We start from the raw sequence: 16,734 nt of genomic DNA, 5'->3' as shown, positions 1-16,734 counted from the left end.
GCAGCCGAAGCATCCACTATTGAAGCTGGCAGTGCAGCGGCTAAAGCACAGGAAGCGATAGCCAATCTAGATGTTTCTGCCGGTCTTGAAGAGCTGGAAATGGGTGCTGCTCGTCTAACCGTTGATGATAAAGCCATGATCAACTGTCGCGCTGACTTAAACCAGTTAGTGCCCTTTAAGTATGACTGGGCTTGGCAAAAATATCTGGATGGCTGTGCCAACCACTGGATGCCACAAGAAGTGAATATGACGGCTGACGTTGCCCTGTGGAAAGACCCCAATGGTCTTAGCGATGACGAACGTCGTATTGTTATGCGTTCTTTGGGTTACTTTTCTACCGCTGATTCATTGGTGGCCAATAACTTGGTACTGGCCATGTACCGTCATATCACCAACCCTGAGTGTCGTCAGTATTTATTGCGCCAGGCCTTTGAAGAAGCGATTCATACTCACGCCTATCAATACTGTGTTGAATCGTTGGCGATGGATGAAGGTGAAGTATTCAATATGTATCGCGAATTGCCTTCTATCGCTAAAAAAGCGGCTTGGAGCTTGAGCCATACTCAAGCGCTATCTGACCCCACCTTTAAGACTGGCACCCATGAAGCAGATCAGGAATTGCTACGCAACCTGATTGGTTTCTATGCCGTTACCGAAGGTATTTTCTTCTATTGCGGTTTTACTCAAATTCTTTCTATGGGTCGTCGCAATAAAATGACCGGTGTTGCCGAGCAGTTCCAGTACATTCTTCGCGATGAATCGATGCATCTGAACTTTGGTATCGACGTTATCAACCAAATCAAATTGGAAAACCCGCAGTTGTGGAGCGAAACATTCCAACAAGAAATTATTCAAATGATTTTGGAAGGTACCCAGCTGGAAATTGAATACGCTCGCGACTCCATGCCGCGCGGCGTACTCGGCATGAACGCCGCCATGATGGAAGAGTATTTACAATTTATTGCCAACCGCCGCTTAACCCAATTGGGCTTACCGGAGCAATATAAAGGCGCACAAAATCCATTCCCGTGGATGAGTGAAATTATGGATCTTCGCAAGGAGAAAAACTTTTTTGAAACTCGCGTTATTGAGTATCAAACCGGTGGCGCATTAACCTGGGATTAAGTATTGCGGCACTGAAATTACTTAGAGAGTAGAACAAGGAAGTTAACGCTTTTACCGGAAGGGACGACTACCTCCGAGACGACACAATTAATAATAAATTCGATCAACGATAGACGGCACAGGTAAAAGGTCATGAGCGACGAAAAAAAAGCAGAAGTAGATTCACAAACCATTCTGATGACGCTAGACCAACTCGGCCAAACCATCGATATTATGACTAACGTTGTAGGTAGGTTGCGCGGATATATCACTGAGCAGATCGACAGCCAAACGCCAAGCAAAACCGATCTGGCCGCGAAAGCATCATCGGCGCATAAAGATTCTCAGACGGTACACTAAACCCGTAAAAAACTCTTTCATTCTGCATCCCCTCATCCATCCATTCCATTGCAATACTCATTGCAGCGATAAAGCTGTCATTAGCTTGATAACAAGCGATCAATTGCCTCCAAAATAACAATCAAAGCCTCTGCATTATCTCCCGAGGATTTAAAATATTCTGTCGCCATAGGCGCAATACTGCAATTACTAGGCAATACTTGTTGCGCAGACAAGATTGCGTACATTCGGGTTAAAAAAACAAATTGTAACCACTGCGGAAAGGTCAAAGTATCCACACAAAAAGGTTCCACACTGGCAAGCAATTGATCGGACGGCGGCTCGGATTGCCACAGTGCCAATTGCCGCATTTGGGCTTCAAGATCGATTAATAATGAAGATAGCTCGACAGCTTTAGACATAGTCGTTTATGCAACGCTGCGCTTAAACGGCGGCAAGGAATTTAACATCGCTTGACCATAGCGCTTGCTAACCACTCTTCGGTCTAACAATGTTACTCTGCCGCTATCCGTTTCCGTGCGCAGTAAACGGCCACTGGCTTGCACTAATTTTAGCGCGGCATCTGGCACGGTAATATCCATAAAGGCATTGCCACCGCGACTTTCAATCCACTCCGCCAATGCCGATTCAATCGGTTGATCGGGTACCGCAAAAGGAATTTTAGCGATAACAACATGGGTGCAATATAGCCCGGGTAAATCGACGCCCTCAGCAAAACTAGCCAAACCAAAAATGACACTGCCATCACCGGCATCTATCGCCGCTTTGTGCATCCTTAGCACTTCATGCTTGGGGTAATGCCCCTGCATAATAATTCGCTGCTGCCATTCCAGTGTAATCCCTTCAAAAACTTGCTCCATTTGGCGGCGAGAGGTGAATAAAACCAGACTGCCTTCTTGGCTATTTAATAACTCGGGCAACATATCGATAACTGCCTCAGTATGCGCCTCGACATCGGAGGGTTCGCAGGACATAACAGGAACAACTAACTCGCCTGCCTCGGCAAAATTAAATGGACTGGGGACCACGGCATAATTGGTTTTTTCCGGCGTTCCGGTATGCATTTTAAAGCGATCAAAGCCACCAAGCGCCGTTAAGGTTGCGGAAGTAATTACAGCGCCATAACAACGATTCCATAAATATTGAGACAGCATATTGGCCGCCAGAATGGGACTGGTCGATACCTCAAAATCCAGATTACCACTGGCCGCCTCAACCACCGCAATCCAGCGACCGCGGGGCGGATCTTCCACCACATTGGCACGGCTATAATCAGACCAAAGCGAATAATTGCCTTCAGCGCGTCCACGCAACATGGATAAGGGCGAGAACCAGTCCTCGGCAATCGCCTTGGGGATGGCATGTTCAGCATCCTCCATCGCCTCTTCCAATAATTGACAGCATGCATCTAAGGCATCGTGCATACGGCGATATTGCATCATCAATTCAGTGGCCTGCGCTCTTAACGCATCCGGCACCAGACCTTGCTCAAAGCGATAAGCTGGAATAGACCCGCGCCGATCCGGCTCGATATTGACCATCGACTCCAAACTATTAAACAACATAGCTAAATGTTGTTTTAAACTTTCCATAACGGCAGGTAGCGACTCTAAATGACGACCAATACCTGCCGCATTACCCAGCTGTGACGACGCTTTAGCCAACACGTTAATACCCTGATTCAACCAACGCTCGGTCGAGCGTACACGACTAAACTGAGAAAAATGATTGATTGCCTTGTCCGGCAAATGATGGCCTTCATCAAAAATATAAATGCAATCTTCCGGATCTGGCAAAATAGCTCCACCGCCTAAAGCTAAATCCGCCAACACTAAATCATGATTGGTCACAATGACATCAACACGGCTTAGTTGTTCGCGGCCTTTGTAAAAACAACACTGGCTGATATTGGCGCAACGACGACCGGTACACTGTGCATGGTCGGTGGTTACCCTCGACCAGGTTGGCACATCCAGCTCCTGCGACCAGGCATCGCGATCACCATCCCAATCACCCGTTGCTAATGCTGTCAGCATATCCTGATAGACATTCAGCGTTTGGGTATCAACTTGCGCTTGCTGTTCATCAGGGTACAGTGCCATAGCCTCATTATTTGCTTTGCTATCTTGCAGTACGGCATCCAGCTTAGAGAGGCATAAATAACGACCGCGCCCTTTGGCCAAGGCAAAGTTAAATGACAAATCACTATGGTGTAAAATATCGGGCAGGTCTTTGTAGATAATCTGCTCTTGCAGGGCTACCGTTGCGGTAGAGATCACTAGTGTTTTTTCCAACGCTTGGGCAACCGGCACGGCAGCCACGGTATAAGCAATGGTTTTTCCGGTTCCTGTGCCAGCTTCGACGACACAGACCGGTGTGTCTTGCTGATCGTTTTTTGCCGTTAGTGTACGCGCCACTTCCGCAATCATTAAACGCTGACCATAGCGCGCCTTAAGCTCTTTGCTATCTAACAAGGAGGTATAGGCTGACTGAATGGTTTCTTTAATGGCGTCAGTCAACATGCAAAAAACTAGCTGGCAGAATCGTTCTTGCGATCAATGATATTGGCATAGATACCTAGTGCAAATTTTTGGTATTTGGCCGGCAGTGCATTAATACGTACACTAAATGCGGCCTCATCAGCGACCATGGCTTGGGCAGAAAAGTTTTGATGATGAATTGAGTGAACACCATCGGGGTAGTGTCCATGTAATAACTTGTAGGCAAAAAAGTTGCTAGGGTGCAAGACATAATTGTTCAACACCTGCCGATCTATCGCTTCAGCCACCGCATTGACATCTTCAAACTCGCCATCCAATGGTGTACCAAAAGAAACATGCACATTGCCTTTATTGCCAGCAATACCGGTGGCAATGGATTCAACATCTTCATGTTGACCCTTGTTATATTCACCATGGGTAGCGGTTTCATAAAGTTCTTTGGCTTTGGCACCATCGCAGGGGTCTAACTCATAGGAAATAGACACGGGTACGATATTTAATGTCTTAATATAATCCGACAGCGTTTCAGCTTGCTTTTGCTGACTCATAGCGAGCATTTTAATAATCGCTGGTTCAGTCCGATCATTACCATCTTTGGCACGCCCTTCACGTTGAGCAATCCATATAGGATTATTATCTTGTTCAATTGAATGGCGTATATAACTGGATAACATTTTGTAAGCCGCCATGATTTGTCGCGGACCTTTAGCAGAACGCTTTACGATAAAGCTTTTATTCAGCCTCATTAAGTCAGAGACATAGGGCTTGGTTAAAAGGTTGTCACCAATCGCGATACGGACGGTATTGTGACCGTTGTTATAAAGCGCTCTATTGACAAAGGCGGGATCCATGGCGATATCACGATGGTTGCTAATAAATAGATAGGGCTTATCAGTGTCTAAGGCATCCAGACCCGATACGGTAAAACCGGTGGTGGTTTTTTTTATCATGCCGTCCATATAGCCGTTGACTACAAACTGAAAATCTTCGACAGTTTTAACCCCGCGCAATTGACGCGACAAGACAAAGCGAATAAGAGGGTAAATCAAACAGCGCAAGGCCTTATGCCATGCACCTAATTTCAGGCTGGCAACGGCCGCAATCAACTCATCATCAGCCAACAAATCGGTTAAAACGCAAGCCACTTCTTCATCATTATAGGGACGAATATCCGCAAACTGGCCCATGTAATTCAATACCTTTTAAATAAAATTTACTGGTCGCGAACGATACCGGAAATAGGCAGTTTAGTCATCAGCATCGGGGACAATCGAATACTCTTTATCCAAAAAACACGTTATTTGCAGCCAGTTATCGACTATTTACCTCCACCTGTTTAAATAAGCTTGACGCCCTCTCTACCAATCCCTATGATGCGCGCCTTGCCTAACAACTGTCAGATAAAATTTTATCCAGGCCTGTTGTCCAGGCAGAGTTTATTGATGCGGGGTGGAGCAGTCTGGTAGCTCGTCGGGCTCATAACCCGAAGGTCGTCAGTTCAAATCTGGCCCCCGCTACCAATTCTCTGTTTCTTGCCTCCTCAGTAAACAGCTATCGTCACCCCCATAACTCCATGCTAGTATTCTAGAAAATAATACGACACTCTCGGAGTTAACCATGGAATCAATATCTGCCTTATTTATCACCTTTGGTGGAGCCGCGCTGCTGGCCAGCTGGGTTACCTTGTTTATTACCAGTTCAAAAGAGGATTTTACTTGGGGCCTATGTTCAGTGCTGCTACCTCCCGCAGCCTATTGCTATGCTCTGTTCAGACTGGATTTGGCAAAAGAGTCGATTATACTCGCCATTATTGGCTGTCTGTTGGTTTTAGCAGGTATTGCCTAAATCACTGTCAAATAATGAGCAAAAACACAGTGTGTTTTGCTCATGGCTAGTCTGCTCTAAAACTGGACCTCCAACGGCAAGCCTTAACAAATCTTTGATCATTACCCCCAAACCCTTTTTTCGACTGTGGATAAAATATCAAAACCTATATAATTCAATAATTTACAGGATTATAACGACCAAAGCTCTCCATCTTTTTTATCATAGTAACTATTACCAATATAGCTCCAGATAATTGGTAACGGCTTTATCAAGTGATAAAATCCGCGCTCTTTTCTAAAAATCTTAGGCTAAACATTCGGCATGAGAAACTATCTAGCTATTGCTTTAACGACTGCTTTAATGGCGTTCTGTTTGTGCGCCGCTGCTGCCAAGCCTACCAGCATCACTTTTGAGTCAGATAACAAAACAATTGATGGTATTGAATATGCTAATTTTATTGTTAAATGTTCAAACGGCGAGAAACAGTTAATGACCACATGGAACAATCGAAAGAAATGGTGTGTAGGTCGCGACTCTTTTAACAACTGTAACCAAAAGCAAATCAAAGCTGCCATGAAAGCTTGCGAAACCCAAGCCAAAGAACATTGACCGAAACAAAGAATATTGACCGAAACGATGCAGATTCTCGACAGCTACTATAAGCAACCCTCGTTGGCTTCCGCTTACGAAAACAACCATAGAGAAAGTGATTTCATCCTGAACGATGCCGTTCAAAACGATAGAGCTACGAGTTTAGCCCTGTATTTTTACTTGCAAAATCAGCAGCACCAAAAACCCTACCATAGCACCAGTGCGACGACTAAAGAGAAGCGCAAACAAAAATAGTAGTAATCGTTGCTGTCTATTCAAGATAGCGCGCTTGCAACCAATCCCGCTCAGCCTGACCTACACCCAAAACTTCTTGCAAGTAATCTTCAATCATTGGAAATTGTTGGTCGATAATATCGAATGCCGATTGTAAATAATCGGGGCGCACTTCCAACATTGGACGCAGAACCTCTGGCTCACCAGGCCATTGATATTTTTTACTGGCTCTGGCGATTGCTTTGTCTATCGGGAAATATTGCGCAGTCAGCATATAGTCAGCAAAAACAGTATCCCGAGGCACGCCCAGCGCCGACAAAATCATGGCAGCGGCAAAACCGGTACGGTCTTTACCCGCCGCGCAATGCACTAACGATCCGCCTTCATCGTGATTTAATAACCGGTTGAACATCTGGCGATATTTGTCCGCCTGATTAATCACAAAGTCTTTATTAATATCACACATAAAACTGGCGACAGTCAGGCTATCAATAGTACCGCCGCCTATACCCTCTGCAAAGCCAAAAGCGCTACCCGGATCGATAGGCAAAGCAACCGTCTCGGGAGTGGCTGACAAAGGAAATAAATTTGGATCTTTTTCCCGCTCATCCTTTCGTCTGAAATCAAATACTACTCGGATATCCAAACGACTAAACTGTTGCTGATCTTTTTCAGTGAGTCTGGACAACTGATCGGAACGAAATAACTGACGCCACTTTACAGTCCGACCATTTATCGTTTTGTAACCACCATAGTCACGAAAGTTAGCAGCGCCTTCAAAAGGAATATGACGAGCGACTGTAGTCGCTGATTGATCTGGAAATTCTTTATTATGCATCTGAAAATATTCTATCGTTGGATTTAACAAATAATAAAAAAAGGAGTCATCATAGATGACTCCTGCTCACAAGGGGAGAGCTACGTGAAAAAGGTTAGACAATGGCATTCGATAATGCCAGTTTGGCATTCATATACTGTGAATCCATAGGCTTTGATGACAGTTAACTCGGCGGTTATATTGGCTAGAATTGTTATGCATAGGATCAATCACTATGTTGTTGTAATTATTTTTGAACACTACTTCTATTGCGACCAGGCATATTCTAGTTTAGTGAGGCAGACTATGTGTAGGCTACTCAAGACCAGGATGCGGAGAAGGCAAATTTCAATATTATAATTACATGAGCTAAATGTTATTTATTATCTACTTCGCTATGATTCAAGCTTAGCGCTAAACGATAGTGGTTTCATAAGTAAAAAATTGACAATAATTTTCTTGACTGTATTCAACAGCGGCCGTATGGGGATTGCAAGGAATGTCCGCCTATTAATTACATTTTTTATATTAAAAAATCACAAAATTACCGGCCTGCGGTGCAAGCAAACGAACTGCCTGCAAATTGATTAGATCGGGAGCAAACATCCTGAGGGTAACTAGGCTATTCAGTTGACATAATGATAGGAACAGGGAATAATCGCACCTCCTAAATTTTCACTCCTGTTTTCATCTATTATTGTCTGCAGGAAAACCATTTGACACAGGATTTATACAATGGCGAATTCACCACAAGCCAAAAAACGCGCCCGTCAGGGCGAGAAGCGTCGCCAACACAATGCCGGCCTGCGCTCAGTTGTGCGTACCTCTATCAAGAAAGTACTGGCCGCTATCGCGACTGGCGATGCCGAACAAGCAACGGCCGCTTATGCTGCAGCCGTACCAGTTATTGACCGCATGGCAGACAAAGGCATTATTCATAAGAATAAAGCTGCTCGTCATAAGAGCCGTTTAAACACTCAAGTAAAAGCTCTGGCTGCTGCTTAATTTAGCAGTTTGGAAGCATAAAAAAACCGGCTGATGCCGGTTTTTTTATGCTTAGCAATCATTGCTGTTAACTACATAAGCACCATATTATCTCTGTGGATCAGCTCTTCTTCACCCTGATAACCAAGAATCTCTTCAATCTCGGTGCTGGGGTTGCCTATAATTTGCCGTGCATCGAAGATAGTATAATTGACCAACCCACGAGCAATTTCATTACCCGCCGCATCAGTACAAGACACCAAATCGCCCCGATTAAAGCGACCGGAAACGGCTCTAACACCAACCGGCAACAAGCTACAACCCGATTGACGCAACATCTTAACCGCACCATCATCCAACTGGATAATACCATTTAGCTTGGACATGCCCGCCAACCACTGCTTGCGCGCCACTAACGGTTTCTGCCCCGCTTTTAACAAGGTGCCCAATGGCTGCTCAAGCGCTAGCCGTAGCAGAACGTCTTCAAGTTCACCGCCAACAATTACCGAGCTCGCCCCGGAGCGCGCAGCCAGCTTGGCCGCCCGCACCTTGGTCACCATGCCACCACGACCCAAAGCACCCGTGCTACCACCAGCCATCTGCTCGAGACTATCGTCATCCACAGCCGCCTCTGTGATCAGTATGGCATCGGGATTACTGCGCGGATCGGCATTATACAGACCCTGTTGATCAGTCAATATAATCAGACGGTCGGCATCAATTAGGTTGGCAACCAATGCCGCCAGAGTATCATTATCCCCGAAGCGAATTTCATCGGTCACAACGGTGTCATTTTCATTGATCACGGGAATAACACCGAGTTTTAACAGTGTGTTTAGGGTGCCGCGGGCATTTAAATAACGGTCACGTGCCGAGATATCATCATGACCCAATAGCACTTGGGCAGTCAGCAAATCAAATGTCTTAAAACAGGATTCATAGGCCTGCACTAACCCCATCTGGCCGAGTGCAGCGGCGGCTTGCAGATCATGCAGCGCATGTGGCCGCTCAACCCAACCCAAGCGGCTCATACCGACCGCGACCGCACCGGAGGACACCAGTACCAATTCTATGCCCTGCCGGCGCAATTCGGCCATCTGCGCCGTCCAATTAGCAATCGCCTCCCTATTGAGGTCTTTGCCATTGGCGGTCAACAAAGCACTGCCGATTTTAACCACCCAACGCTGCGGTTTTTCTGTCGATTGTTGTGTCTTCATTGTTTTACTCAAGGTTCGTAAATCACCTCAACGTCGTAATCGTCTTCATCCCAATCATCGTCATCAAGTGTATCTTGCACTGCCGCCCTTGCCGCTTGGCGAATAGCCGCTAATTGCTGAATGCGCAGTCGCGATTCTTCTTGCATACGAGCCTGAATATCCGCCTCAATGTCTACCAACTCAGGGTTTTCCAATTCTTTCTCATTACAGTCTTCAAGGTAAGCCATCACATCGCCACAGATCGGGTCGACGCCTAGCTTGCTAATTGCCGCGATGGAATAAACCGGCCCCTGCCAGTTCAGCGCATCAATCACCTGCTGACAACGCTGCTCGCGCTCATTCTCGGGCAGCAGATCCATTTTATTGAATACCAACCACCGATCACGCTGATGCAAGGTGGGGCTAAAACGCTCCAACTCGGTAATAATCGATTGCGCCGCCGCGGCCGGATCACTGCCATCAAAGGGCGCCATATCAACGATATGGAGCAACAGACGGGTTCGAGTTAGGTGTTTTAAAAAGCGTATCCCCAACCCTGCACCTTCAGACGCCCCCTCAATCAAACCGGGAATATCAGCGACTACAAAGCTGCGATGATCCTGCACTTTTACTACGCCCAAATTGGGCACCAGCGTAGTAAAGGGATACCCGGCCACCTTCGGTTTGGCAGAAGATACCGCGCGGATAAAGGTGGATTTACCGGCATTGGGAAGCCCTAGTAAGCCTACGTCTGCCAACACTTTCAACTCTAGCCTTAAATGACGAAACTCCCCTTCAGAGCCGGGCGTTGTTTGTCTAGGCGCACGGTTGGTACTGGATTTAAAGCGGGTATTACCCAAACCGTGAAAACCACCCTGCGCCACTTTGATGCGTTGACCATGTTCAGCCAAATCACCCAGCACTTCCTGAGTATCCTCATCAATAATCGTGGTGCCCACCGGAACCGTTAGGGTTAAATCATCACCCCCTTTTCCGGTGCAATTCTTACCTCTGCCTTGCTGGCCATTTTCGGCGCGATAGCTGCGTTGATAGCGGTAATCAACCATGGTGTTGACTGCCGTATCTGCCTGCAGCCAAATACTGCCACCATCACCGCCATCACCGCCATCGGGGCCACCTTCGGCAATATATTTCTCACGACGAAAACTGAGCGCACCATTGCCACCCTTGCCAGCCTGAACCTTAATACTGGCTTCATCGACAAACTTCATGCCTGTTCTCCGCGTTCGACATCATGAGTAAATAATAGTAGATGAACGGTTTAACCGCTCGAGAGCGCAAATAAAAAAGCCCCGTCATAAGGACGAGGCTTTTTGGCTAACTTTCTCGTGCTTAGGCAGAAACAACGCTGATATATTTGCGATTCTTCGGGCCTTTCACTTCAAATTTAACCACACCATCGGCTTTTGCAAACAAGGTGTGGTCGACACCCAGACCAACATTTTCACCGGCATGGAAACGTGTGCCGCGTTGACGAACCAGAATATTACCCGCCAAGACATCTTGACCACCAAAACGCTTAACACCTAGACGTTTGGCGTTAGAATCGCGACCGTTACGAGTACTACCACCTGCTTTTTTATGAGCCATTGTTACTTCTCCTCGTTAGTCTGTTAAGCCTTGATACCGGTGATCTTGACTTCAGTATACCACTGACGGTGACCCGCCTGCTTCATAGAATGTTTACGACGACGGAATTTCATAATTTTAACTTTCTTATGACGACCCTGAGCAATAACCTCAGCAGTCACTTTTCCACCTTTAACATATGGAGCGCCAATTTGGGCACTCTCACCTTCGCCAACCATCAGGACCTTATCGAAATTAATCGACTCACCGGTGGCGACTTCAATTTTTTCCAACTTAAGGGTTTCACCCTCTTTGACTCGGTGCTGTTTACCACCGCTTTCAATGACCGCGTACATAGTTTTACTCCACTCAATTGGCCTGCTTGCAAATAGGTCTTGCTTACACTCAGTTTTCTGCCGGCGCTGTCAATCGTCCACATGACTATTGATGTAACCGGGACAAGTCCAGGCACTGACCCCGATCATCTCTGGCATTATCCAAAATACCAAAATCGCTCAGGTTCAGATTTGGGAGGCGCATTCTACGGCAGTTAAAGGCCTAGAACAAGCCCTTAAGGCGGTTAAAACCAATAAGCTGGCTGAGATTAAAGCCCCAAGCCAGCCGGCTTGACACCATCCCAGCATCACCCTAGCATGCGGCTCGCGCTATTCAATAAGGGATAGCCTCCATTTAAGCTAGTCAGGCAGCGTATTTCATCATGCAACAGGTTCGTCAGGTCGTCGCCAAAGAGTTTGAGGCCGTCAATCAGCTCATTATCGACCAACTACACTCCAATGTCCCTTTGGTTGAAAATATTGGCCACTATATTGTTGATGCCGGCGGTAAGCGGATGCGGCCAATGCTGGCATTAATTAGCGGTGGAGCTTGCGGCAATCTCAACAATCATCACCTGACACTGGCAGCCGTGATTGAGTTTATTCATACCGCCACCTTGCTCCATGATGATGTGGTGGATATTTCCAGCCTACGCCGCGGCAGACCTACCGCCAATGCCGAGTGGGGCAATGCGCCCAGCGTGTTAGTCGGAGACTTTCTCTATACCCGTGCCTTTCAACTACTAGTGTCTATAGGCAATATGGAGGTCATGACCCTGATGGCTGAAGTCACCAACACTATCGCCGAGGGTGAAGTTCTGCAATTAACCAAGGCCGGTGACCCTGATACGACTGAAGCGGAGTATTTTCAGGTTATCAAAAACAAGACCGCGGTATTATTTGCTGCGGCAACCGCCTGTGGCGCCATTTTAGCAGGAGCCAAACAGACAGATATAGATCGTTTCTACCAATATGGCCTAGACCTCGGGCTTGCCTTCCAGCTTATTGATGATGTATTGGATTATGAGGGCAACGCTGCTGAGATGGGCAAAAACGTCGGGGACGACCTTGCCGAAGGCAAGCCCACACTGCCACTGATCTACACCATAAAACAAGGCAGCAAGGAAGATGCCGCGCTCATTCATAGTGCTATTAGCAACAAAAGCTTGGATCAGCTAGAAGATGTTGTATCCGCTGTTCAGCGTTGTGATGCGCTGACCTACACCAAACAGCTGGCAGCTGAAAAAAGTGCCGCTGCCGCCGCCAGTATCAACCACTGTCCGGATAGCCCCTATAAGGAATCATTAATTCGATTGGCGCATTTGGCAGTATCCAGAAACGCCTAATAATGATTCATCATCTTTCACTTCTGTGAGAAGAAGAATCGGATAAAATTTGCTATTTGTAGGCTTGGTGAGAACTAGGACTCTAGCAACCGCAGTAAGTCACTGGTTTTTGCTTCCATTAATGGCACATTGCCGCGGCTCTCTACATTCAATCTCACCACAGGCTCTGTGTTAGACATCCGCAGGTTAAAACGCCAGTCGCTAAAACTCATGCTGAGACCATCGACCCGCTCTATGGTATCGGCTGCTGCAGAGAAGTGCGATTCTACCTTGGCAATAGCTGCAGCTGGGTTTTCTATCTTGCGATTAATCTCACCACTACATGGGTAGGCTTTCATTCGCTCAGCCACCATCTCAGATAGGGCCATGCCTCGACTGGCAATCAATTGGGTCACCAACAACCAAGGGATCATACCGCTGTCACAATAGGCAAAATCTCTAAAATAATGGTGCGCACTCATCTCACCACCATAAACCGCATTTTCCAAGCGCATACGCTCTTTAATAAAGGCATGCCCAGTTTTACTTTCAACAGCTATACCGCCATTGGATTGAACAATATCAATCGTATTCCAAGTCAAACGAGGATCATGGACGATTTTCTCATCACGGCTATTGAGCAAAAATGCTTCGGCCAATAGACCAACAACATAATAACCCTCTATAAATTCGCCATTTTCATCAAAGAAAAAACAGCGATCAAAATCACCATCCCAGGCAATACCTAAATCAGCATTATGTTGTTTGACTGCATCAATAGTGATTTGACGATTCTCAACCAACAAAGGATTCGGCACACCATTGGGGAAATGTCCATCAGGCTTGTGATGCAGTTTAATAAATTCAAAGGGAAGCTTTGATTCAATCCGATCAATCACCGCACCGGCGCCGCCATTACCGGCATTAACAACGACTTTAAGCGGCTTCAAATGCTCGACGTCAATATAAGATAATAGATGATCGATATAGGCCTCAGCCGAATCCAACACACATCGCTGGCCCTTGGTTTTCACTTCGGGAAAATTATTTTCTTCAGCCAAGGCTTTAATATCAAATAAGCCGGTATCACCACTGATAGGCTTTGAACCTTCGCGAACAAACTTCATGCCATTGTAATCTTTAGGGTTATGACTAGCCGTTACTGCAATGCCGCCATCCATTTCTGCATAAAAAGTGGCGAAGTAAATTTGTTCCGTGCCACACTGACCAATATCATAGACATCAACACCTGAATCGATTAAACCCTCGGTAAGTGCGGCTTTTATTTCTTCACTACTCAAGCGAATATCATGACCTACCACCACTTTTTTTGGCGCTACCACCTGCGCATAGGCGCGGCCAATGGCATAGGCAATATCTGTATTCAATTCATCAGGCACACGACCACGGATATCGTAAGCTTTAAAACAGGTTAAATTAGTAGGCATACAACGCTGACTCTTAGTAATTATGCTTTATAAATATGTTGATAAACATGGTTAGTCGCCTCAACAAAACCGTCAACACTACCACAATCAAAACGACTACCTTCAAATTGATAGGCCATAACACAACCATTTTTGGCCTGCGTCAGCAGTGCATCAGTCAGCTGCACTTCACCACCTTTGCCCGGCGGTGTGTCTCTTAAAATATCAAAAATATCCGGCGTTAAAATATAACGACCAATAATCGCTAAATTGGATGGCGCATCTTCCGGCTTGGGTTTTTCGACCATATCGTCAACGCGATATAAGCCCTCTTTTAAAGCCTCACCAGAAATAACACCGTATTTTTCCGTTTGGTCTTGTGGCACTTCTTGAATCGCTACTATGCTGCATCGAAATTGCTTATAGAGATTGACCATTTGCGCCATAACGCTGTCACCGGCGTTAATACAAAGGTCATCTGATAGCACGACACCAAAGGGCTCATTACCAATCAGGGTTTCGCCGGTTAAAATAGCATGCCCCAATCCTTTCATTTCTCTTTGCCGGGTCATGGTAAATGTTGCCTGATCAAGTACACCACGAATACTGGTTAAATAACCTTCTTTGGCACTGCCGGCAATCTGATGCTCTAATTCATAACTAATATCAAAGTGATCAGTAATGGCACGCTTGCCCCGGCCGGTGACAAAAGCCATTTGATTCATGCCGGCTGCAATCGCCTCTTCAACACCATACTGCACCAAAGGTTTATTAACTACGGGCAACATTTCTTTGGGCATGGATTTAGTAGCTGGTAAAAAGCGTGTTCCATAACCAGCTACTGGAAATAAACATTTATTAATCATTGATAAAAATACCTTATAAAAAATTAATTATTCACTACGACCGTAAACATCTTCAAATCTGACGATGTCGTCCTCACCCAAATAACTGCCACTTTGCACTTCAATCAACTCAAGCGGAATCACACCGGTATTGGCAAGGCGATGCTTAACTCCTAGCGGGATATAAGTTGATTGATCTTCCGTTAATACCGATTCTGTTTCGCCACAGGTCACCACTGCTGTACCGCTCACCACAATCCAGTGCTCGGCTCGGTGATGATGCAACTGCAATGATAACTTTTGACCGGGATTAACGATAATACGCTTAACCTGAAAACGATCTGCAATCGCCAGTGATTCATAAGACCCCCAAGGGCGGTAGACCTTGGTATGGGTATTGGCTTCGCTTCTGCCCTCAGCCTTCAGCGTATTAACAATGGCTTTAACATCTTGTACTTGATCTTTATCGGCTACCAATACTGCATCAGGCGTTTCCACCACGACAATATTATCAACACCCACAGTGGTGACTAAACGTGAATTACTATGCACATAGCTGTTTTCGGTATGATGTAACAGCGTATCGCCAACCACGACATTGCCGCTGGCGTCTTTATCGCCAACATTCCATAAACTTGACCAGGCACCGACATCACTCCAACCACAAGACATGGGCACAACAACCCCTTTATCGGTTTTTTCCATCACCGCATAATCAATCGAGTCATCGGGACACTTGGCAAATGCTTCAGCGTCGAGACGAACGAAGTCGAGATCATTATTAGCCTGTTGGAATGCCGCTTGAGCCGCTTGCAATATACCCGGCGCAAGCGCCTCTAATTCATCTAAGTAAGCTTTGGCACCCATTAAAAACATACCGCTGTTCCAAAAGTACTCACCACTATCAAGATATTTTTGGGCAACATCTAGGCTAGGTTTTTCAACAAACTCTGCAATGGCAAAACTACCTGAAGACAGTGCTTTATCACGGCGGATATAGCCGTATCCGGTTTCGGGAGATTCGGGCACAATACCAAAGGTGACCAATTGACCCGCTTGTGCCTGCGCCATTCCAAGATCGACGGCCGTAGCAAAAGCATCAACATCTCTCACAACATGATCGGCTGGCATAACCAACATCACGCTGTCGGCACTTTGCTTAATCGCCTGAAGCGCAGCAACGGCAACGGCCGGCGCGGTGTTCTTACCCATAGGTTCTAGAATAATCGCTTCTGGGTTAGCGCCAATCCCTCTCATTTGCTCAGCCACGGTAAAACGATGCTCATCATTACAGACAATAATCGGCGCACCTGCATTCAGGCTTTGGGTGCGTTCCATGGTTTGCTCTAGCAAACTCAGGCTGCCTGCTAGGGGCAGAAACTGCTTGGGATTAAGTTCTCTAGATAACGGCCATAATCGGCTACCAACACCACCTGATAACAACACTGGAATTAACATGCTTGTCTTAATCCTTAGAAAGATTATTTAAACTTCATTGAGGCTTGTAGCCAACATGGCATTGGTAGCATATTGGGTCATTTCAGGGTCTCGCAAACCCATATACTGTGTAGCTACCATTGCAATTTTCAACGACACCC

At 46.2% G+C, this 16,734-nt stretch carries 17 protein-coding genes and 1 tRNA gene; 7 read left to right on the top strand and 11 right to left on the bottom strand.

The genetic code is table 11. The annotated features are described in order from the left end of the window. Both AACP44_RS06050 and AACP44_RS06045 read left to right on the top strand, forming a co-directional pair. On the top strand, positions 1 to 1,125 hold a 1,125-nt coding region (locus AACP44_RS06050), incomplete at its 5' end, for a ribonucleotide-diphosphate reductase subunit beta (protein WP_339339577.1). A gap of 132 nt (positions 1,126 to 1,257) precedes the next feature. Then, the gene (locus tag AACP44_RS06045; protein ID WP_339339576.1) at positions 1,258 to 1,464 is read left to right on the top strand and encodes a hypothetical protein; all 207 of its coding nucleotides are present in this window, start codon (positions 1,258 to 1,260) and stop codon (positions 1,462 to 1,464) included. An 80-nt stretch (positions 1,465 to 1,544) separates the two neighbouring features. On the opposite strand, the gene AACP44_RS06040 is transcribed toward AACP44_RS06045, so the two are convergent. Genes AACP44_RS06040 through AACP44_RS06030 form a run of 3 tightly spaced genes read right to left on the bottom strand, consistent with a single transcriptional unit; the run spans position 1,545 to position 5,152 of the window. Next, entirely contained in the window at positions 1,545 to 1,865 is a 321-nt protein-coding gene (locus AACP44_RS06040) for a YqcC family protein (protein ID WP_339339575.1), read from the bottom strand. Positions 1,866 to 1,871: 6 nt separating this feature from the next. Next, positions 1,872 to 3,986 carry an ATP-dependent DNA helicase DinG gene (gene dinG / locus AACP44_RS06035; protein WP_339339574.1) on the bottom strand — a complete coding sequence of 705 codons (2,115 nt, stop codon included), beginning with the start codon at positions 3,984 to 3,986 and terminating at the stop codon, positions 1,872 to 1,874. Positions 3,987 to 3,994: 8 nt separating this feature from the next. Next, positions 3,995 to 5,152 carry a 1-acyl-sn-glycerol-3-phosphate acyltransferase gene (locus AACP44_RS06030; protein ID WP_339339573.1) on the bottom strand — a complete coding sequence of 386 codons (1,158 nt, stop codon included), beginning with the start codon at positions 5,150 to 5,152 and terminating at the stop codon, positions 3,995 to 3,997. Positions 5,153 to 5,408: 256 nt separating this feature from the next. Here AACP44_RS06030 and AACP44_RS06025 point away from each other — a divergent pair. From AACP44_RS06025 to AACP44_RS06015, 3 genes are all read left to right on the top strand, one after another. Next, positions 5,409 to 5,485: transfer RNA gene (locus AACP44_RS06025), tRNA-Met, on the top strand. Positions 5,486 to 5,582: 97 nt separating this feature from the next. After that, the gene (locus AACP44_RS06020) at positions 5,583 to 5,810 is read left to right on the top strand and encodes a hypothetical protein (protein WP_339339572.1); all 228 of its coding nucleotides are present in this window, start codon (positions 5,583 to 5,585) and stop codon (positions 5,808 to 5,810) included. A 303-nt stretch (positions 5,811 to 6,113) separates the two neighbouring features. Next, positions 6,114 to 6,401: a hypothetical protein gene (locus AACP44_RS06015; protein WP_339339571.1), complete on the top strand. Its 288-nt coding sequence runs from the start codon at positions 6,114 to 6,116 to the stop codon at positions 6,399 to 6,401. A gap of 253 nt (positions 6,402 to 6,654) precedes the next feature. On the opposite strand, the gene AACP44_RS06010 is transcribed toward AACP44_RS06015, so the two are convergent. Then, positions 6,655 to 7,455 (bottom strand): tyrosine-protein phosphatase, encoded by an 801-nt coding sequence (locus tag AACP44_RS06010; protein ID WP_339339570.1) that lies wholly within the window; start codon positions 7,453 to 7,455, stop codon positions 6,655 to 6,657. Positions 7,456 to 8,169: 714 nt separating this feature from the next. On the opposite strand from AACP44_RS06010, the gene rpsT reads away from it, so the two are divergent. Beyond that, entirely contained in the window at positions 8,170 to 8,439 is a 270-nt protein-coding gene (gene rpsT, locus AACP44_RS06005; protein ID WP_339339569.1) for a 30S ribosomal protein S20, read from the top strand. A gap of 71 nt (positions 8,440 to 8,510) precedes the next feature. On the opposite strand, the gene proB is transcribed toward rpsT, so the two are convergent. The 4 genes from proB to rplU form a co-directional block, all read right to left on the bottom strand. Beyond that, the gene (gene proB, locus AACP44_RS06000; protein ID WP_339339568.1) at positions 8,511 to 9,635 is read right to left on the bottom strand and encodes a glutamate 5-kinase; all 1,125 of its coding nucleotides are present in this window, start codon (positions 9,633 to 9,635) and stop codon (positions 8,511 to 8,513) included. An 8-nt stretch (positions 9,636 to 9,643) separates the two neighbouring features. Further along, positions 9,644 to 10,846, bottom strand: coding sequence for an Obg family GTPase CgtA (cgtA, locus tag AACP44_RS05995; RefSeq protein ID WP_339339567.1), 1,203 nt, complete (start codon positions 10,844 to 10,846; stop codon positions 9,644 to 9,646). A gap of 121 nt (positions 10,847 to 10,967) precedes the next feature. After that, positions 10,968 to 11,225 (bottom strand): 50S ribosomal protein L27, encoded by a 258-nt coding sequence (gene rpmA / locus AACP44_RS05990; protein WP_085758676.1) that lies wholly within the window; start codon positions 11,223 to 11,225, stop codon positions 10,968 to 10,970. Between the two features lie 23 nt (positions 11,226 to 11,248). Then, positions 11,249 to 11,560, bottom strand: coding sequence for a 50S ribosomal protein L21 (gene rplU / locus AACP44_RS05985; RefSeq protein ID WP_339339566.1), 312 nt, complete (start codon positions 11,558 to 11,560; stop codon positions 11,249 to 11,251). 362 nt (positions 11,561 to 11,922) lie between these two features. On the opposite strand from rplU, the gene AACP44_RS05980 reads away from it, so the two are divergent. After that, on the top strand, positions 11,923 to 12,885 hold the full coding sequence (locus AACP44_RS05980) for a polyprenyl synthetase family protein (RefSeq protein ID WP_339339565.1): 963 nt from the start codon (positions 11,923 to 11,925) through the stop codon (positions 12,883 to 12,885). Between the two features lie 74 nt (positions 12,886 to 12,959). Here AACP44_RS05980 and AACP44_RS05975 read toward each other — a convergent pair whose 3' ends face one another. From AACP44_RS05975 to AACP44_RS05965, 3 genes are read right to left on the bottom strand one after another with little or no spacing between them, the layout of a single operon-like run. After that, positions 12,960 to 14,312, bottom strand: a complete 1,353-nt coding sequence (locus tag AACP44_RS05975) for a phosphomannomutase (protein ID WP_339339564.1) — start codon at positions 14,310 to 14,312, stop codon at positions 12,960 to 12,962. Positions 14,313 to 14,332: 20 nt separating this feature from the next. Then, a complete protein-coding gene (gene galU, locus AACP44_RS05970; RefSeq protein WP_339339563.1) occupies positions 14,333 to 15,157 on the bottom strand; it encodes a UTP--glucose-1-phosphate uridylyltransferase GalU in 825 nt (274 codons plus the stop codon). Positions 15,158 to 15,184: 27 nt separating this feature from the next. After that, on the bottom strand, positions 15,185 to 16,594 hold the full coding sequence (locus AACP44_RS05965) for a mannose-1-phosphate guanylyltransferase/mannose-6-phosphate isomerase (RefSeq protein WP_339339562.1): 1,410 nt from the start codon (positions 16,592 to 16,594) through the stop codon (positions 15,185 to 15,187). Positions 16,595 to 16,734 lie beyond the last annotated feature (140 nt).

Origin of the sequence: uncultured Oceanicoccus sp. (assembly GCF_963968385.1) — a bacterium.
GTDB lineage: Bacteria > Pseudomonadota > Gammaproteobacteria > Pseudomonadales > Dasaniaceae > Oceanicoccus.
The sequence above is the reverse complement of the archived record's forward strand: the minus strand, read 5'-3'. Positions and strand labels throughout refer to the sequence as shown.